This is a genomic window from Burkholderia sp. Tr-20355 (genome assembly GCF_017104685.1).
Taxonomy (GTDB): Bacteria; Pseudomonadota; Gammaproteobacteria; order Burkholderiales; family Burkholderiaceae; genus Burkholderia; species Burkholderia seminalis.
The window spans coordinates 1-18,719 of sequence record NZ_JAAGPK010000001.1; the positions used below are offsets into that span (position 1 = coordinate 1).

General features: G+C 56.7%; 17 protein-coding genes and 1 pseudogene. 13 read left to right on the plus strand and 5 right to left on the minus strand.

What is annotated here, in order from left to right:
• Window positions 1-134: pseudogene (locus G3N62_RS00005) on the plus strand (ABC transporter ATP-binding protein); the annotation flags it as partial.
• A 708-nt stretch (window positions 135-842) separates the two neighbouring features.
• Here G3N62_RS00005 and G3N62_RS00010 read toward each other — a convergent pair.
• Window positions 843-1,547: a haloacid dehalogenase type II gene (locus G3N62_RS00010; RefSeq protein WP_069707191.1), complete on the minus strand. Its 705-nt coding sequence runs from the start codon at window positions 1,545-1,547 to the stop codon at window positions 843-845.
• Window positions 1,548-1,652: 105 nt separating this feature from the next.
• On the opposite strand from G3N62_RS00010, the gene G3N62_RS00015 reads away from it, so the two are divergent.
• Window positions 1,653-2,507, plus strand: coding sequence for a LysR substrate-binding domain-containing protein (locus tag G3N62_RS00015; RefSeq protein ID WP_124670733.1), 855 nt, complete (start codon window positions 1,653-1,655; stop codon window positions 2,505-2,507).
• A gap of 187 nt (window positions 2,508-2,694) precedes the next feature.
• Here the strand turns inward: G3N62_RS00015 and G3N62_RS00020 are convergent, their stop codons facing one another.
• Window positions 2,695-3,609 carry a LysR family transcriptional regulator gene (locus G3N62_RS00020; protein WP_124489509.1) on the minus strand — a complete coding sequence of 305 codons (915 nt, stop codon included), beginning with the start codon at window positions 3,607-3,609 and terminating at the stop codon, window positions 2,695-2,697.
• 120 nt (window positions 3,610-3,729) lie between these two features.
• On the opposite strand from G3N62_RS00020, the gene G3N62_RS00025 reads away from it, so the two are divergent.
• Genes G3N62_RS00025 through G3N62_RS00045 form a run of 5 tightly spaced genes read left to right on the plus strand, consistent with a single transcriptional unit; the run spans window position 3,730 to window position 7,695 of the window.
• A complete protein-coding gene (locus G3N62_RS00025; protein WP_124530256.1) occupies window positions 3,730-4,443 on the plus strand; it encodes a type 1 glutamine amidotransferase domain-containing protein in 714 nt (237 codons plus the stop codon).
• Window positions 4,444-4,463: 20 nt separating this feature from the next.
• Window positions 4,464-5,306, plus strand: a complete 843-nt coding sequence (locus G3N62_RS00030) for a type 1 glutamine amidotransferase domain-containing protein (protein WP_124489531.1) — start codon at window positions 4,464-4,466, stop codon at window positions 5,304-5,306.
• Between the two features lie 56 nt (window positions 5,307-5,362).
• Window positions 5,363-6,157 carry an SDR family oxidoreductase gene (locus G3N62_RS00035; protein ID WP_059619754.1) on the plus strand — a complete coding sequence of 265 codons (795 nt, stop codon included), beginning with the start codon at window positions 5,363-5,365 and terminating at the stop codon, window positions 6,155-6,157.
• A gap of 14 nt (window positions 6,158-6,171) precedes the next feature.
• Complete coding sequence (locus G3N62_RS00040; protein ID WP_059619756.1) at window positions 6,172-6,462, plus strand: putative quinol monooxygenase; 291 nt, start codon at window positions 6,172-6,174, stop codon at window positions 6,460-6,462.
• A 30-nt stretch (window positions 6,463-6,492) separates the two neighbouring features.
• Window positions 6,493-7,695, plus strand: a complete 1,203-nt coding sequence (locus G3N62_RS00045) for an L-dopachrome tautomerase-related protein (RefSeq protein ID WP_124670731.1) — start codon at window positions 6,493-6,495, stop codon at window positions 7,693-7,695.
• Window positions 7,696-7,988: 293 nt separating this feature from the next.
• Here G3N62_RS00045 and G3N62_RS00050 read toward each other — a convergent pair whose 3' ends face one another.
• Window positions 7,989-8,858: a LysR family transcriptional regulator gene (locus G3N62_RS00050; RefSeq protein WP_124670730.1), complete on the minus strand. Its 870-nt coding sequence runs from the start codon at window positions 8,856-8,858 to the stop codon at window positions 7,989-7,991.
• Between the two features lie 592 nt (window positions 8,859-9,450).
• On the opposite strand from G3N62_RS00050, the gene G3N62_RS00055 reads away from it, so the two are divergent.
• The 5 genes from G3N62_RS00055 (at window position 9,451) to G3N62_RS00075 (ending at window position 15,091) form a co-directional block, all read left to right on the plus strand.
• On the plus strand, window positions 9,451-10,053 hold the full coding sequence (locus G3N62_RS00055; RefSeq protein WP_124670729.1) for a hypothetical protein: 603 nt from the start codon (window positions 9,451-9,453) through the stop codon (window positions 10,051-10,053).
• Window positions 10,054-12,312: 2,259 nt separating this feature from the next.
• Entirely contained in the window at window positions 12,313-13,224 is a 912-nt protein-coding gene (locus G3N62_RS00060; RefSeq protein WP_124670728.1) for a LysR substrate-binding domain-containing protein, read from the plus strand.
• 157 nt (window positions 13,225-13,381) lie between these two features.
• On the plus strand, window positions 13,382-13,939 hold the full coding sequence (locus G3N62_RS00065; protein WP_069705952.1) for a peroxidase-related enzyme: 558 nt from the start codon (window positions 13,382-13,384) through the stop codon (window positions 13,937-13,939).
• Window positions 13,940-14,059: 120 nt separating this feature from the next.
• Complete coding sequence (locus G3N62_RS00070) at window positions 14,060-14,293, plus strand: hypothetical protein (protein ID WP_124609195.1); 234 nt, start codon at window positions 14,060-14,062, stop codon at window positions 14,291-14,293.
• Window positions 14,294-14,296: 3 nt separating this feature from the next.
• Window positions 14,297-15,091 carry a hypothetical protein gene (locus G3N62_RS00075; protein ID WP_124670727.1) on the plus strand — a complete coding sequence of 265 codons (795 nt, stop codon included), beginning with the start codon at window positions 14,297-14,299 and terminating at the stop codon, window positions 15,089-15,091.
• 441 nt (window positions 15,092-15,532) lie between these two features.
• Here the strand turns inward: G3N62_RS00075 and G3N62_RS00080 are convergent, their stop codons facing one another.
• On the minus strand, window positions 15,533-16,111 hold the full coding sequence (locus G3N62_RS00080; RefSeq protein WP_124670726.1) for a hypothetical protein: 579 nt from the start codon (window positions 16,109-16,111) through the stop codon (window positions 15,533-15,535).
• A gap of 884 nt (window positions 16,112-16,995) precedes the next feature.
• Here G3N62_RS00080 and G3N62_RS00090 point away from each other — a divergent pair.
• Window positions 16,996-17,595, plus strand: a complete 600-nt coding sequence (locus tag G3N62_RS00090) for a hypothetical protein (protein WP_124609891.1) — start codon at window positions 16,996-16,998, stop codon at window positions 17,593-17,595.
• 418 nt (window positions 17,596-18,013) lie between these two features.
• Here G3N62_RS00090 and G3N62_RS00095 read toward each other — a convergent pair whose 3' ends face one another.
• Window positions 18,014-18,592 (minus strand): TetR/AcrR family transcriptional regulator, encoded by a 579-nt coding sequence (locus tag G3N62_RS00095; RefSeq protein WP_059556383.1) that lies wholly within the window; start codon window positions 18,590-18,592, stop codon window positions 18,014-18,016.
• Window positions 18,593-18,719 lie beyond the last annotated feature (127 nt).

The following is an 18,719-nucleotide window of genomic DNA, read 5'->3' on the forward strand; positions in this document are numbered from 1 at the left end:
AGCAGAACGCGCGCCTCGCGCTGCAGGCGGCCGACCGCGGCTACGTGATGGATTCGGGCACGGTCACGATGGAAGGCGACGCGAAGCAGATGCTCGACGATCCGAAGGTGCGGGCCGCGTATCTGGGTGAGTAACCTCGTGAACAAGTGCGGCATGCCGACGATGCTGGTCGAAACGAGCAATGCAGGGAGTGATATCACATGACTTGACTCTCACGCCTTCGTGTCCTGAAAGTCCGGACATTCGCATCGACCGAACCGACTGATTGCGATCGGATGTGTCGAGGCCAGTACCGGGACCAATCATGCAGATGATCCAGCCGCATGAGTCGGCAGAATGCGTTTGTGCTGGAGCGCACTGAGCTTGAGGCCATCGTTGGAAGTTGGAGCGCGTTGCAAGCAAGGCATCCACGACCTTTGGCATCGGGAGCAAGAGGATCCGACCTGAGCGCCCTTCAACGGCTCAAAGAGAGAAGTCTCAGTCGCCTTACCAAGTAGACCGGCACCATGCCGATCAAGTTTTTCAGCGGCCGGTCCGACAAGTGATCTTGGGAAACCAATGGGTTCTTGCCGGTGTCGGAAGCGGAGCAAGATGGGTGGTGGAGCGGGGCAGTCCTGGAGCGAGAGTCATCCTGATTTGCGTCGGGATTCAGCGTCGACGTTTCGGGGCACCGGATGCAAATCGTTACGTGTCGTTCTGGGATCAGGGTTTATGTGCCGGACCGCGATCAGTATGTCGATGATGAGAAGCGTGTGTGATGTACCCCGATCGGAACGCGTCGCTTCTTCCGGCAATATTGCATGCACTTGGGCAAGCCGTGATCGGGGTAACGGGACAATGGACTACCAGTCGAGCGTAGCAAAGAGTTCCGGTACTTCGTGCAGCGTCTGTAACGTCGCGTCTGGAGTGTAGTCCGGCAGCAATTTTCGACCCGTGCCTCGATCAATCCACACGCAACGAAATCCGATGTCTCGCGCCGCTGCATGGTCCAGATGCGGGCTGGCGCAAATGTGAACAACGTCGTCCTTCGATACATCAAGCTGTTCGTGCGCGTAATCGAACAGCCGACGTGCTGGTTTGTAGGCCCCGGCCTGTTGTGCAGTAATGACCCTGTCGATATAGCCGCCAAGTTGTGCTACGTTGCCTGCAATAATGTCGTCGTCCGTATTCGAGACAATACACAGACGGTATCCCATTGCTTTCAACTTCCCTAGCGTGCCGACGACCTCGGGAAACGGTGGCATCGCCGCAATCCTCGAAGTCAGCACTGCGGCGTCGCTTTCGCTCCCGGCAAGCCCGAATTCCTCCAGCGCAAGTCGAAGGCCCTGGCCGGAAACCTGACGGAAGGTGCGGTGGGGCGATTGCTGCTCGAGCTCATGTTCATACCGGTCGTAAACCTCGATGAATCTGGATGCGTCGACCTCCGTTGCCTGCCGTTTTCCAAGAATCTCGCGTACCGCTGCCAGCAAACCTTCGTCCCATTGAATGAGCGTGCCGTAGCAGTCGAATGTCAGCCATTGTGGCCGACTCGTATCTTTCAGTGACATCATTGTTCCTGTTTGGCTAGAAGACATTCGCATCATAGGCAGAAGGTCTCATATTTAGAAATTAGATAATAAAATCATGGATATTTAAATTTCAAATGACTGACCATGTTTGATCTCGAGCTACTGAAGACGCTGATTTGCGTCGTTGATGAAGGCAGCTTCACTCGTGCAGGCGAACGTGTTCATCGCACGCAGTCGACTGTTAGCCAGCAGGTGCGAAAGCTGGAAGAGTCGGTAGGTCGCCCGCTGCTGCTCAGGGACCGTTCGGGGAATCATGTCGTTGCCACCGAACACGGTGTCTTGCTCGCGCAGTACGCGCGGAGGCTGCTGGCGTTGTCGCAGGAAGCCCGCGAGGTGCTCCAGCGCGACGTCAAGCTTTCGCCGGTTCGAATCGGGGTCCCGGAGGACTTCGATGCGCGGCGCATGTCGGCAATACTCTCGGGTTTTCTGAAGGTCCGACCGGATGTGAGGCTTGAAACGTCGGCGGGTATGAGCGCGGATTTGCAAGGCAAGCTTGCCGCGAGGGAAATAGACCTCGCACTCGTCAAGCGGGAACCTGGCAGAGGCGACTGCTTCGCGGCTTGGCCAGAGTCGCTTGCTTGGGTGCGGGGGCGGGATGCTGATTCCCCGAAGCCGGATTCGGACGAGCCGATCGCGCTTGCGCTTTTTCCCCACGGATGTATTTACCGTCAGCGGGCGATCCGCAGTCTCGACAAGGCGCAGCGTGCCTGGCGCATAGCGTTTGGCAGCCAAAGCCTTACTGCGATTCAGGCAGCGGTCGCCGCAGGTCTGGCTATCTCGGTGCTACCGAAGTCTGCGATCTTGCCGGAGCATCGAGTCTGCACCGATTTGCCTCCATTGCCACCGTCAGAGCTTGCGCTAGTCGGCACCGGCGATATTCTTGACAACGCACAGCGAGATATGGTCGATTTTTTGATCAAGCAAATCAAACGCGCGTAACCGCCCGAATACGAAAAGCCTTAAGACATGCCGGCTTCAGGCTGATTTCAACGTGCTTCGAATCGTTGCATGAAGCCGCTACGCCACTTGCATTCATTGGTGTCGTTCAACCGTGGCAATCAGTGAGCCGTTCGAATTTCCCGAACCCGTGCTGAGCGCTGAGAGTCCATCAACCATCATTCTGCTTTCATTTGGATGAATCGGGGGTAGACGCGACAAGCATGTCGATCAGGGCCCGTGATGCCGCAGACAAGCGACGATGAGGCGCATAAATCACAGAAAACGGCCGTGTGCGGCCACGGAGGTGGGGCAGCAGTTCGACGAGAGTTCCGGCCTGAATCCGGTCCCGAACAATAAAATCATAGGTCTGGCAGATGCCGGCGCCGCTCTGCGCCATTGAAACGACACCCAGCACATCGTCGGAGACCGCGACGTTCGAAGGCGGCAGCCAGTCGATGTCCTGACCGCCGTCCTGGAACACCCACGGTGCGATACGGCCGCTGCTGGGCAGCATGAAAGGCAAGCAAAGGTGGCGCTCCAGATCGGCCACGTTTTCCGGAATGCCAGCATTGGCGATGTAATCTGGCGACGCTACCAGGCATAACGCTGCATCTTCGAGCTTGCGCGCGACCAGTCCACTGTCGGGCAATGCGCCTAGCCGGATCGCCAGATCGAAACCTTCGGCCACCAGATCGACGTTCCGGTTCGCGATATTCAACTCCACGCGAACCTGCGGGTGTTGCTGCGTGAACTGCCGAAGCAGCGGTGGCAGACGATAGTGTCCGTACGTCGTCGGTACGCTGAGCCGGACATGACCTGTCAGCGCGCCGTCCTGCCCCTGAATGGCGCGCTCGGCATCGTCGATCAACAAGAACGCTGCGCGCGATTGTTCCAGATAGAGCCTGCCTTGCTCCGTCAGGCTCAACCGTCGGGTCGAACGACGCAGCAACTGCACACCCAGCCGAGTCTCCAGGCGCGTGATAGCTCGGCTCAGAACCGAAGGTGTGCTGCCCAAGGCCACCGCGCCGGCGGTCATCGAGCCTTTTTCAATTACCGTGACAAACGCTTCCACATCACCGAGATGGTCGAATCTTCGCCCCATCTTGTCCCCCAGAGAACAGAAGATTTACTTCTGACTCAGTTTATCTCCTCCATTGAGCTAAATAAAGTGGGCGCATTGTGATCCGTCGTCGGGTCACCCACTGAAATCGAGGAGCGAACCATGAATAGTGAACATCGTGACCGGCAGGACTTGTCCGTGCTGTTCGTACTCACGAGCCACGCGACGAAAGGCTCGACCGGCGAGCCGACCGGGTTTTATCTCGGCGAAGTGACGCATCCGCTTGCCGAACTCGACGCGGCCGGCATCCCGGTCGAATTCGCGTCGATTCTGGGCGGCGAGCCGCCCGTCGACGGGCTTGACCTGACGGACGAAGTCAACGCGCGCTATTGGAACGACAGTGCTTTCCGCGACGCGCTACGCCACACGCAGCGACTGGGCGATGTCGACGCGTCGAAATATGCGGCTGTCTTCTTTGCAGGCGGTCACGGTGCGATGTGGGATTTTCCGGGCAATCCCGACGTGCAAAAGGTGACTCGCGCGGTCTATGAGGCAGGCGGTGTGGTCGGCGCGGTATGTCATGGCCCCGCCGCGCTGGTGGATGTGACCCTCGGCGACGGAACGTACCTGGTCGCCGGCAAGAACCTCAGCGCATTCACGGATGAAGAGGAGCGCGCGGTTCAACTCGATCGCGTCGTGCCTTTCCTGCTCGCGAGCACGTTGACACAGCGCGGCGCGCATCACCATCCCGTACCGAATTGGACGGCGAAGGTCGTCGTCGACGGACGTCTCGTGACCGGCCAGAACCCGCAGTCGGCTTCCGGCGTTGGCGCGGCGATCCGTTATCTGTTGCTGAATCACTCAGGGCAGGCCTGAAATTCCCCATGGAGAACGCTATGCATTCGATGCGCAAGCTCGCCGTTGCCGCCATGCTCGGCATTGCAGCGTACAGCGCTCACGCGGCCAACGTGCTCGTGGTGTTGTCGGATTCCGATCACCTCGATCTGAAGGACGGCAAGGTCTTCGCGACGGGCTTCTACCTGAACGAACTGATGCAGCCCGTGAAGGCCTTGCTTGATGCCGGCCACCAGGTGACCTTCGCCACGCCCGAGGGCAACGCGCCCACGATGGATGCGACGTCTGCCGACAAGATGTACTTCAACGGCGACGAAAAGGCGATGCGCGGTTACCAGGCTTTGCTCGACAAGCTGCAAATCACGTCGCGCTCGCACTCTCCCGTGATCAGTCTGTCGCGGGTGGAGCAGATCGGTTACGGGCACTTCGATGCCGTCTATGTTCCCGGCGGCCACGCGCCGATGCAGGATCTTCTGACCAGCCCCGCGGTGGGCCGACTGCTGGCCGATTTTCACGCGCGCGGCAAGACCACGGCGCTCGTTTGTCATGGTCCGATTGCGTTGCTGTCGACCCTGCCCGATGCACAGGGCTTTGCACGAAAGCTCGCCTCGGGGAACGCGAGCGGCAGCTACCCGAAATGGATCTATTCCGGTTACCGCATGACGGTGATCAGCAACGCGGAAGAGGAGCAGGCAAAAGGACTGCTTGGCGGCGGAGTGATGAAGTTCTATCCGCAGACCGCGCTGCAGCAGGCCGGCGGCATCTATAGCAGCAACGAGGTGCCATTTACCGCGCACATGGTGACCGACCGCGAATTGATCACCGGTCAGAATCCGGCCTCCGCACTCGACGTCGCGGGCGAGATGCTGAAGCGGCTGAAGTAATGCCACGCAATGGACCGGCGTAGCCGGTCCTTCGACGAGCAAGGGAGAGGCAAACGGTGGATCTGCAACTTGAAGGTAAAACTGCCATCGTCACCGGCGCCACCGCTGGCATCGGTATGGCCATTGCACGAACGTTGGCCGGCGAAGGTGTGTCGGTCACGATCACCGGGCGTCAGCGTGACAAACTCGACACCGCCGTCGCCGAGATATCCGCTACCGCGCATCGCGGCAGCGTGCGCGGAATCGTCGCCGATGTGAGCGGCAAGCGAGGTGTCGCGGAACTGATCGAAGCGCAGCCGGATACGGATATTCTCGTGAATAACCTTGGCTACTACGAAGCCAGGGCCTTCGCCGAGATCACTGATGACGAATGGCTGCGAATGATCGATGTCAACGTCATGTCGGGCGTACGGCTGTCACGTCATTACTTTCCTCGCATGCTTGCGAAGAACTGGGGGCGTGTCATCTTCATGTCCAGCGAAGTCGGGGCGTTCACGCCGCCGGACATGGTGCACTACGGTGTCAGCAAATCGGCCCAGCTCGCGGTCTCGCGCGGAATGGCCGAACTGACGAAGGGTACGGGTGTGACCGTCAACAGCGTACTGCCGTCCGCTACGCGCTCCAAAGGCATCGTCGCGTATTTGCGGCAGACCGCGCCACGGCCCGATATGACCGATGCGGAAATCGAATCCCACTTCTTCGACACGTATCGTCCGAGCTCACTGATCGCCCGCATGATCGAGGCCGACGAGATTGCCGCCATAGTGGCGTTGCTGGTCAGTCCTTTGGGTGCCGCATCCAACGGTGCTGCGGTGCGCGTCGAAGGCGGCACTTTTCGGTCGATTCTGTGAACAGGTGCCTCGATATGTCTGCCCACGTCATTGTTGCACTCGTAGAGGCGAAGCACGGTTGCGAAGCGGTGCTGGTTCAAGCCCAACAGGAACTCGTCGAGATGGCGCGCCACCAGCCCGGCTGTCTCAGTTACGAACTGCATGAATCGCTGGATCAGCCGGGGATGGTCGTCTTTTTTGAGCAATGGGCGGACCGCGCGTCGTGGGAGTACCACATGCGCAGCCCGCTGATGGACGCATTCCGCGCGACCGCCGGTCAATGGATCGAAACCTTCAAATTGCTGCATCTGCATCAAGTCGCATAACCGCATCTAACGAATTCACCATCCTTCATCATGTTCGAGCGCTTGAGTCGAGTTACGCCATTTGCTTTCGCAATTGCCTTCATCAGTTGCGCGACCGCAGCGACTGCGGTGGCCGATACCCGGCTTGAACGCTGGCGAAGCTACGCCGGAGTAAGTTGGGAGATTCCGAAAGACGGTGGAGATCCCGCGCCGTTCGCTGGCTCGGTCAATGCGCCGATTGCCGGGCTTCATTTCGACGCACGCGGTACCGCATATGTGAGTACCCCGCGGTTCGTCGCCGCTTCGACACCGGCGACGCTAAGCAGGCTGGATACTCGGGCAACTACCGGCCCGGCGCGACTGACGCCATTTCCGTCAATGGAAGGCAATTCCATAGCAACTGCTCCGAGCGAGCATTTGCGCAACGTGCTGGGCTTCTACGTCGATCGGAAAAACGACTGGCTCTGGGCACTTGACATGGGGTTCGTTGCCGGCGAATCGGAGGCACCTGCTGGAGCCCAGAAAATCGTGGTGTTCGATCTGAAATCCGGACGAATCGTGAAGCGCATCGCCCTCGACGGTGTGGCCGATCGTGTCGGCAGCTTCCTCAACGACATCGTCGTCGACGAACACAGGCGCATCGCGTATGTTTCCGACAGTGGCTCGCGCAGTTCACCGCATAACAAGGTCGGACTGATCGTCGCCGATTTTGCGTCAGGCACGGCGCGACGTGTGCTGGATGGGCATCCGTATTTGCAGGTCGAAGCTGGGGTAAAGGTCGTCTCCCATGGCGTTGAAGTATGGCCGGAAAAGCCGCTGCTGATAGGTATCAATGGTATCGCGCTGTCGCCGGACGGTGCGACGCTGTATTGGACCGTGACGACAGGAACACGCGCACGTTCGGTTCCGACCGCCGTTCTTAGGCTGCACGGTGCAACAGATGAGCAGATCGCCACGGAGATTCGTGATCTTGGTGCTGTCGGTGGCAACACGGACGGAATCGTGACGGATTCGCACGGTGTGCTCTACATTACCGATGTCACGCACAATGGCATCGTGAAGTACGAACCGGGCACGAAATCGATGTCGTTGATCGCATCCGACGATGGCGTGCATTGGCCGGACACTCCGGCTCTGCTTCCGACCGGCGATCTCGTCTTCACGTCGAGCGCGCTGAGTGACCATGTCGCAGGTCTGGTCCCAAACGGTCACGAGCGCTACGAGTTATGGCGGATATCGATCGGCGGCAAGTAATTGGGAGTCGGGGCTGCATCTGTATTGGGCGACAGCCGTTTTATGGCCAACCGAGAATAGAACGGCGTGTGCGCTTGCGGCATTGGCTCCTGGTGTGACGGCGAAGGGTGCTGAAAGCCATGTGCCTGAGCAACCTGAAATTGCGCGGTTAAATTCGGCGATCCGATACGAGTCCGTTTATGCCTTGTGTCGAAACCGTGGCTGTTTCAGATCATTCTCCGGCGCTCTGATTCATCGCCGCGAGAGGATGTTGATCATCGGCGAATAGACTGATCTCTTACGCCATCATTCCTTTAATTTTCCTGATCGTGTAGGATTTTTTCGATTTCACCGCAAAGAAAAATTACGAGAGGACGTTGTTCAAAGCTGACTGGATTCACTTTTGCAATTAAGGCAAGTTCGGTCCCCGGTAAATCGGGCAGCTTATCGGAGGACGACAGGATTCGATGGGAGGGCAAGACGGCAGATCTTGGCAATACGCCAACGGCCAAGCCGGCAGATACCGCGGCTTGAATTCCGGTCAAGCTGGGACTTTCGAAACCAACTCTCCATCGTATTCCTGCTTTTTTGAGAGCATATACCGCTCGTGCCCTGTAGATGCATCCTCGAGGAAAGACTGCCAATGGCAACACGTCGTACGGCGTGACAGTCTGCCGGTTTGTCACCCAGACGACGGACTCTGGCCAAGACGCCACACACGCCCCCGTTCCGGGTTCCCGTTTTACCAAGGCGAGTTGAAGCTGATCAGCAGCAAGCTTCGCATGCAGATCAATACTCATGCCGCTTGCTATTTCAAGTCGAATGGACGGGTTTATACAGGCGAATCCGGAAAGAACTTGCGTAATCCGGTCGACCCGAAAATCTTCTGGTATTCCAATTCGAATTTGAATCAAATCCCGGTTGGCCGCAAGAGCATTTTTTGCTTCCTGGGCAAGTTCAATAAGACGACGCGCGTAGGTCGCCAATATTTCACCCTGTTCCGTGACGACAACATTGTTACCACTTCTATCGCGGACGAGCAACGTGTGTCCAAGTGATCTCTCGAGCCTCGATATTTGTTGACTTACTGTGGATTGCGTCTTGTGGATTCTCTCCGCGGTTCTCGTAAAGTTCCGCTCTTCGACGACGCACAGCAGGGTGTTCAATAGATCGAGGTCAATCATTATCGGGATGTGCTGAATCTCGGAATTAGAAACAGTAATTCATTTCCTTGACGATTGTCATTCGGTGGCGCGGAACAATAGTTTTGCTCGACGGATCAAGATTTCCGTCTTGCTTGGAGCGCCATCCATGGAATTGTCGCGAATCGCATGTGGTGGCTGGGAGTAAGGCGGTTTGGCATTTGATGAATAAAATGGGAGTTTTTGATCTTCGCATATTCAAATAGTCGATCGTGATTGTATGTGGAATGGCTGAGCTGGTGTGCATGAGAGGCATATTATTATAATTAATAACACTTATCGAGATATTTAATTTCCTCGTAAAAATGAGGCGGGTTAGGCTGCGGGTTGTAAATTGGAGTCAAGAATGAGTTATGGTCGTGTGGGGTGGTGTCACGGCCCGGTGGTGCTTCCGAGGTAATTATCCGAATCGGACCCGCTGCACGGTATTCGATGCGGCTTTTTGCAAATATCGATTCGCTGTAATGATGCGGTGTGCTGATGTATTGGTTGTTTTGTTGTGGGTGGTTATTTGAAACTTAGAAACTTTCAATGAATTTGGGGGTGTCGGATGAGGTGGCGCATTGCGTTGTTCATGGGAATTTCGTCGCTTGCGGTCAGTGCGTGTGGAGGGGATGACGGAGCTGTAGGTTCTCCTGCCAGTGTGCTGACGCAGCAGTCTGCATCCGGGCAGCAGTTCGAATCGAACTCCCTTTCGACCGCCGGGAAAAATTCCGTCGCGATCGATAAGGACTATTCCGTAAGAAAATCTGCATGGGTCAACTTGTCGAGTGGATCCGTGGGGATTGCAATGCAAGAACTTGGCCGTTCTGCAACAATCCAGTCCAGCGATTCGGTGAATCCCGCAATTCAGAATCAATTTGATGGGGTGATTGTGAACGCAGATGAAGATTTCGGTCGCTATAAAGAGAAAGTATCCAGTGCGCTGAACGAAGGCTATCTGATAATCATCGATTCATCGGGGAGTGCCGATAGTCAACAGCGCGTTCTCGATCTCAGTATCGAACTGGCCCATGTCGGGCGCAAAGCAGCGGTTGCGTTGCTGTATAAGGGGGCGCCGGATGAGGGGGTAGGCGTACTCGCATTTGATGCCGCAGAGCGAGATGAGTTGGCCACGCTCTTGCCCAAACTCGGGCGACGCGGAAGCGATTCGTTGATTAAACAAAAAACGCAATGATTGCGGGGTGAATCGAATGAAAATTGAATTCTCTCGATATGCCGTTCTGGCAACATTGCTCGCGGCTTGCCTGGGCTTGCTTTCCCAAAATAGTCACGCTCTCGCTACCGGAACAACGAAGTGGGTGACGGACCCAACGATTTCCGCTGATCGAAATAATTCGTATATTTCGTACTATTCCAATCAAGGTGCCCAAGGAACGTATTGGGTGTGGAGGGTCCAAAAATATTATCCCGAATTTACGCTCAGTTGCAGTACGCCGTCGAATAGTGGATGCACAGCGAACAAGACAGAAGGCCGTAGCACGTCGATCACGAGGCAGTGGACGATCGGTATCGATTTATCCCCGACCTTCAAAAGCCAAGGCGGCGGCCTAAGTGCCTCCTATAGTCAGGCCGTGACGCAAGAGCAGAGTTTCACCATTGGGCAAACAATCTATGTGCCATCCGGATCTACGGCGTATGCGATGATAATCGCGCTCGATAAGTACATTCCGGCGGCGGATTATAGAGGTGTTTGGAGGGCGACGGGAAAAAGGCAGAATCCGACGTGTACCCAGTGGGGCTGTGGGCCTTATCGTTACGAAATGCGATGGGATAACGACTATACATTCTCAACATGGAAGGGCCATATGGTGACGTATCACCGTGCTTTCATGTGTGCGACAAGAGATACCGTCGCGCCCCGAGTCGGGGACGGCCCGCCGAAGGGTTGCTCGTTGCCACCGATACCGTATTGACTTGGACGAAGGCCCTGGCAGGCTCCGCCCCTTTTTCGTCGAGGGGCGATCGGCCGTGCGGGGCCAGATTGTTTCGATGAGTGATGGGCCTGATTTGAGTGAAATCGTACCGTCGCGCAGAACGGCGAACCGGCAGTTGAAGTGACTAGCGGTGATCGACGAGTACGCGCGTGAATGCCCGCCGATGACGAGGGCATCAAACACGGATCACTCTCTCCGTTCCAAAACGTCCGCACGGGGCTCGTGTGCCTCGCCTTGCCGAAGGATGCCAATCGGACGGACGAGTTCCTGACAAGCGACGATCCTGCGCTGCGCGTAGCGGTATATGCATCGCGTTGGATGGGTACGAACCAGATCGCCGCAGCCGCCGAGCGCGATGGCGCCATGGGGCTCGATGAGATGGTACGCATACCCAGTTGTGGCGGGGGCAAGAGCATCGAGCCGAGTTGCGTGCAGCCTCCTAGGCGGTGATCAACACCGATCAGCACACCGATTTGCTGCCCACAACCTCTTCACAAGGGGGCGGACGGATGGAGCTCGAGCATCTATCGTGGTTCAGCAACGTGGTGCCCACTGACCTCGATGATCTGGACTTGCTGGCCACTCGGGCAGACGTGCATCGCGTGCTCGAAACATAGGCGGATTCGAACACCGGTCTTGGACTCCAAGAGGTCGGCGCAGCCATCCAGGCGTTGAACAAGCGCCTGGGCTGGGTAGGGTGATTCTCGTTGGGCGCGCTGCTCGCCACCGTCGGCTACCGGTTGTAATGGGGCACATCCTCAAAACAAGCGACGGGGACTTGCGGCCTCGTTGTCGCTTGCGGTCTCCAGATGCCGCGCTCGATCTCCCGGACCTGCTCGCGTTGTGCCGTCGCTCTTGTTTGCGTTCCCACGCCACGGTGATCACGGGCCCCGTAAGGCATCGGTGATCACCCGGGACGGGAAGTGAAATAAATGGGGCCACGACAACGAGCCGTGAGACTTGCCCGGACTAACGAGCCGTGCGAACTGCATGGGACGAGGAAATATCGCGTCCATCGTATAGCCACGAACGAGCGAGATGCACGCCGAGTTCCGTCGAATTCTCATCGGATTCAGCCAAGATCCTATTCAAGGGCCGAGTGTGGCCACGGCCGATAAGAGTCACACCGACGCGCTCGCCGCTTTCTGCACGAGATGTACCGAGGGAGCCGGACAACTGTCCAAAGACAGCTTTTCTGAGAATTTTCGTGCCCAAGGACACTTTTTCTGAGACGAGCAGCGTGCACTCGTCTCAGAAAAGATGTCCAAGTCCTTGATTTCTCAAGGGTGCCAAAGACACCTTTTCTGAGAGCCCACACGTGTTTGTAAAACCAGGAGATTCCGGTGCATCCCCCGATGTCGTTTTTATGGCCAGCATCTACTCCGACTACGCGGCTTCGTCAGGCCCCGGCCAGTGTGGACAGAGCTTTCTCCGATATTTCACCCAGAAAAATGATAGTTTCATATCCATAGATCATCTTTCATTGGGTGGAAGATTAAGTGGACAGACTGGAAGCAATGTCGATCGTGCTGCTCACGATCGAAAAAGGTAGCCTCACTGCGGCCGCGAAAGCCTTGAATATGCCGCTGCCGACCGTGAGCCGGAAGGTCACGGAACTCGAAGCGTATCTCGGCACGAAATTGCTGCATCGTTCAACGCGCAAGCTGACCTTGACCGATGCCGGCCAAGCATACGTCGCGTCTGCCAGACGCATCATGGAAGACATCGAGGAAACCGAACGCGCCGCGGCTGGCGAGTACACCACTCCACGGGGAGAGCTGGTGCTCACCGCGCCGGTGCTGTTCGGCCATGTGTACATCTTGCCCATCGTCACGGACTTCCTGGCTGCCTATCCCGAGATCAACGTCCGGTTGGTTCTCTCGGATCGGAACCTTCATCTCTACGATGACCACGTTGACATGGCAGTGCGCATCGGCACCCTGCCGGACAGCAACATGATTGCAACGCGTGTCGGCGCCATGGATACACTCGTGTGCGCTTCGCCGGCCCTGCTGGCTGCGCACGGCAAACCAAAACACCCGAGCGACCTGGAAAAGCTTCCGTGTGTTGTCTTCGCCGGCCCTTCCACCGCAACATGGTGGTTTCGGGATCCGTCGACCCAACGTGATTTCAACGTCAACATCACTCCGCGCTTGTCCGTGACCACGGCTGAGGCAGCGGTACAGGCGGCGCTCCGTCACACCGGTTTGACGAGGGTGTACCGCTACCACTGCGATGCCGCGCTCCGCACCGGGGAGCTTGTCCACGTCCTTCCGAAGTTCGATGTCGAGTCGATTCCTGTCAGTCTCGTCCACGGAGAGCGCGGGCTGTTGCCGCTCAAGATGAGAGTCTTCCTCGACTTCGCAACCGACCGGTTGCGCTCGGCGATGTCGGAGCTGGGTAAGGCCTGACGAGCGTTCGCTCCAAGGAGTGCGCTCTTTCCAATTCCTCAATACTTTCACTGGATGGAATGTCGGTTCTCGAAAATAGCCAATTATTGTTTTGGGTGGAAGTCACTACTATCTCTCCTACCGAAGCCACGGTGGCTCGGATTAACGGAGAAATCTCATGGCCCGCCTTGCAATCCCCTCGAAAGAAGCCGCTCCCGCCAAAGCGCAACCGATCCTCGCGAACTACGAGAAAGTTCTCGGTGTGATCCCGAACTTCTTCGCCCTGATCTCGCAATCCCCCGACGCACTGAAGGCGATCGCCGACATGCACGGCGCGCTCGGCAAGAGCCTCGGTCACAAGACCCGGGAGCGCATCCACGTGATGACCGCCGAAGTGAACGGCTGCAACTACTGCCTGTCGGCCCACACCTACCTCGGCGCCAAGCTGCAGGGGCTGACGCCGGAAGACATGGAGCTCAATCGCGACGGCCATTCGACCGATCCGAAGGCCGACGCCGCGCTGCAGTTCGCCTACAAGATCGCCATGTCGCGCGGTCACATCGAAGACGCGGATGTCGAAGCCGTACGTGCCGCGGGTTACACCGACGAGCAGATCGTCGACATCGTCGCCGAGACCGCGTTCAGCTTCATCACCAACCTCTTCAACAACACGTTCAAGACCGACATTGACGCGACGTTCCCGCCGCTTCGGACGCGGGCCCGTCAGGCCGCCTGAAGTCCGGGTGGCCCGGGCGTCCTATGAAGCGTCCGGCTGCCTGGCCTCGATGGCTGGCTGCTCCGTTCTGGCCACGCGCAATTCCCTATGCGCGCGTGGTTGGTCGGAACGCTTCTATTGATGCAATCCGCTGGATGGTCGCGCCTGGTAGCGAAGCAGCTTGGTCATCTCGGCGATGCCGACATCGCTGCAGTGAGGCATGCGGGCTACGACGACGCACCGAGCGTCGAAATCGTTGCACTCGCCGCCGTGAATGTCTTCACCCACGACCTCGACGAAGTGGCTAAAACCCACATCGACTTCCCCGTTGTGGCCGATCTGGCAGATCGACTGCATGCAGCAGAGACCCGATGAATCATGGACCATCCGCGCTTCGTTGATCCGCGTATAGCGAACGGACGAGCAAGAGTCATTTCAGATGCGACGTCTCAGTTCGCGTTTTCCAGGGTATTTGATGGCGCGATAAAGCGGGTATCAAAGCAGTGGCGGCCCGGGATGAGCGGCAGGAAGGCATTCCGCTACATGGAACGTGTGCTGAAGCCGGAACTCGACAAGCACCTGATCACGTTTCCGCTGATACGCCTCGGCGAAATGACCATGTACTGCGGATTGTTCGAGCAACGTGGCGCCACTGGCGGGCTGGATTTCTTCTTCTTCGTCTGTTCGTCGGCTGTGCGGCCGGAAGACGGTCTCATGTACCGGATCGAGGTTAGCCAGCATGCAATGCAACGGATCATTCAGCGGACGGGCCGAACCGGCGAGGACGAGATCCGCACGCGCCTCTATACCGCCATGGCAAATATCTATTGGTTGCAGCCGTGGATCTACCGGGACAAATGGTTGCAGTTGGGGCTCGCGTGCGAAGAAGGCGTATTTGTTGGCGAAGTGCGAGACGACTGCTACAGCATCAAGACGTTCATCCCGGCGATCGACAACGGCAGACCGTCGCGATGGCGCGATTTGCACGCCGACCTGTGGCCCCGGATCCAGCGACGCGTTCCCCGCGACAAGACGTACGAAGCGGATCAACGCTCGATTGGCGACTGGTACTTCTTCGCGGACGGGCTGACACGGCGTCATCCCTTTCTGCTGAGGCCTTTTGTACCGGGACACGATTATCTCGACGCGGCATGGGCGAGTCGTCCGGTTTGATTCTGGAAATATCTGAAAGGCTAGCCGGAGCGTCACATGCCGCGCATGGAAAAAGGCCGTTCAATGCGTGCGTGTTCCGTGACAATTTAGTTCGGAACGTTCGGCAATAAAGATTGGAATACAGACAGTCTGAGGCATCCCAATCGCCATGCATTTCACCAGGCCGCAATATTATTTAAGCATCAAAATCACGATGCGCATATCAAAATAAACATATCGATATTATCACGCCGACCAAAATGTTTTTTGAAATTTAACTGAAAGGTCTTTTCCAAGCTTTATTGTCTTCGAACATCTCAACGCGTCACGATTACGTCCACGATCGAAACGATTTGCTGCGACGCAGATTTGACATGCTGCTCGATCAGCTTCGCGCCGCGGCGACACGCCGCGACCCTGCAAATTGGCATGAAATGCTCAGTTCAGTACATCGGAGCAGCGTCAATTAAAACGTGAAAGATCGAGCTTCAGTGGGTTCCTGCGATCATAGTGACGTAGCTCCCACTCAGCGAGCGAGAGTTGACGCGACGACGCCTCGGCCTGCAGCGCATTGATCGCAAGTTTGTACTCATCGACCGTCGAAATTTCAGTCCAGTTAATCTCAATCTGGTCGGAGATTCTCCCGATAATCACGCGGTCCACAGGGCAGTGCGGCGGTTCCGGGATCAGACCCAGCGACCAGAGCGATTTTAGAAGCAGATTGAAGAATTTCTGGGCAACGCCCAGCCGATATCCAGCGTCATCAAACAAGGCTCCGCCGATTTGGGTTCCATATTCGCAGATCCGGACCAGGTTCTCGACATGCTCCACCTCCGTACAACCCGTGATGTAACGAGGTAGCAGGTCGCGTTCGACAAATGCCAACAGATCCCGACGAAACCGGTTTGTCGAAGGACGATCCTTTACGGGAACGCTAGAGTTGTAAGGTTTTGCTCGCTGTACCGATGCTGCCCATGCAACCATAAGCAGTTCGCCAACGAGATAGGTGAGTTGATAAAGAGAGGGGTGCGGCTTGGTCACGATGAACTCCGTATGGTTGAACGCGAGCCCGGCAACATGGCCGGTAGCTGCTTTGCGCTGAGAGTGTTGTGTCGACGTACGTAGTCGGCCGCTTCGCCCAGAAAGCCAGCGGTGCCAAAGCAGGGGTCGTACACGCGCTCGCCGACCCGTGGCTGCACCACCTGCACGATGGCACGGATGATGTGGCGCTGGGTGTAGAACTCGCCGGCATAGCCGGCCGAGTCGGCGGCCACTCGCTTGAGAAGGTCTTCGTAAATCTCCGAGAGGATGATGCCTACCGGATTGTTCTAAGTATCGGCCACGCTCGCTCACATCAAGCCTTGCTGCTACATTCTGAAACTGCCAACCCGTTGGTCTCTTTCCAAGCAACCGCACCAGCAGTTCGACGTCGATAGGATGATCGTAGCAAAGCACGGGTTTCTCACGGCGCTGTCTAAGTTCGTTCATCCAGCTGCTCAACTCCCTTGCCGCCTCCACACTGGACATCACTCTATCGGGATATTGTCCTAGCTGTGGAACAACAATCGTTCGCACAAAGTCAGTACAGTCACTAACTAAATAATCTGTCAGCTCGACGTAGAATTCGCGGCCATCCTCCGCAACTAGCGCGAGGCTTACAAGCGCCGGAGAGTCCAAATTCGTGAACTCCGTGTCAATGAAGACTCGTCTTTTCCATGGGTGCAAGGTCCCCACCATAACGTAGCATTCGAGAAAACACATCATCCCTCAAACGTTTTCCGTAGAAAAAATACCCCCTTAAATCTATTCCCACCTCCATTCCACATAAAATCCATCGAACTTCGATCTCAGCACCACATATCCATCCAATTCAAGAGTATGCTACCAAACGGACTGCACGCCACGATCATAATCCTGGAGCAACTATGCCGCGACTTTCCCTCACCGATCTAGTTGACGTAGTTTCGAAGGCGGGCTCCCCGAAGGCAACAAAAGTTAGACAAATCAAGAACAGAGATGACTACAGCCCGGCGATTGATTTCTACAAGCCATTGCGCGATGGAATCGTTTCCGTTCACCAATCTGGAAAATCCAAATCCGAGCTAGACTCCATTCTCGATGGCCTTAAAGATGTAAAGAAGCGCTCCGCGTATCCGGAAATTATTGAAGGATATCGAAAATGGTGGGGAGCAAAGAGACCTCAATGGTTTTCTCCACCAACGGCCGTGTATACAAATTCCGGTATCGAGGTCTCCGTCAACCCTGAAATTGGATTGCTTTACAACGATACGCCACACGTCATAAAGCTCTACTTGAAAGATGACGATGTAAATAAATCCAAAATGGATCTTATTACCGCACTCATGGAGCATTGCCTCAGACAAAAATCAAGCGCAAATACACGCATGGGGGTTCTGGATGTGCGTGGATCTAAGCTATACACGCTTGGCACCAACTCTGCGGTACAGAGGGCCATCATTGATGCTGAGCTGGCGTATGTCGCGGCACTTTGGCCAAATGTCTGAGACTCATGGCATCGAAGCACGGCGGCATCGAGCGGCAAGAATTTCAGGAAAGTACCGTACATGGCGCACGCCCGCGTGAGTGGACGTCCGGGTACCCAACTCCGAACTCGCCTGCGTACAACGTGGCGCTCACACCATTCGGTTGGGCCGCTCCCACCGCGGGGTAAACGCGATTAGTCCCTGTATCTATAGTCAGCGATCACGTACAACTTTCGAAATTCAAATTTCGAAAAAAAGCCCTCGTGAGAGGGCTTTCATATCGGTTACGATTTCCAAAGTTTGTTGCGGGTCACTCCGTCAACTTTCCAAACTTTGTTGCCGTTTCCAAACTTTATTGTGACGGAACAGTGCGATTCGCCCGCCGATGCCCTATGTCGCCCCGGAATCACCAGACGCCATCGGAAGCTGGCGACGAGACCTACTCCGGAGCGTGATCCCTGCCTTCCTTCGAAAGTTCGAGCAACGCGGCCATGGCCCGCTTGTACGGCCCGAGATCGCCGTTTGCCGCCTGCAGGATGAGCGCTCCTTGCAGGCGAGCGACCCAGTCCTCCGCGAAATGCCGCGCCCGCGCCGGCGACATGCCACTTTCACGCGCCAGGGCTTCGATGGCGTCGATCCAGTGCGAAAACGCCAGCAACAAACCCTGTTTCGCAACCGAGCCGATGTTGGCCGTGGCGAGTTGACCGAGCACGCAGGGGGCGCGCCCACCGACGTACATCTGGTCCAGCGTGGCCACGATTTTGCGAATGCGGGCTTTCAGCGTGCCGGACGAGTGCGCCGCGTTCAGGATTTCGCTGTCGATTACCGCTGTCGCGCGCTCCAACACGGCCTCGGCCATCTGCTCCTTTCCCTCGGGGAAGTGGTGATAGAGGCTCGACTTGCCGAGACCGGTTGCGCGCGACAGATCGGCGATCGACGCCCCGTCGAAGCCGCGATCCCGGAACACCGTGAACAGCCGGTCAATGATTTCGTCCTTCGATGCCTGAGCGGTGGCCATAGATCTTTTCGCTTCCCAAAAAGTACTGATCGTTCGGTACAAGCGGAAGGGTAAGTTGCCTTGCTCGTTAAATCAACCTTGACGCCCATCATTTCCGGATGTACTGTACCGATCGTTCGGTACAGAA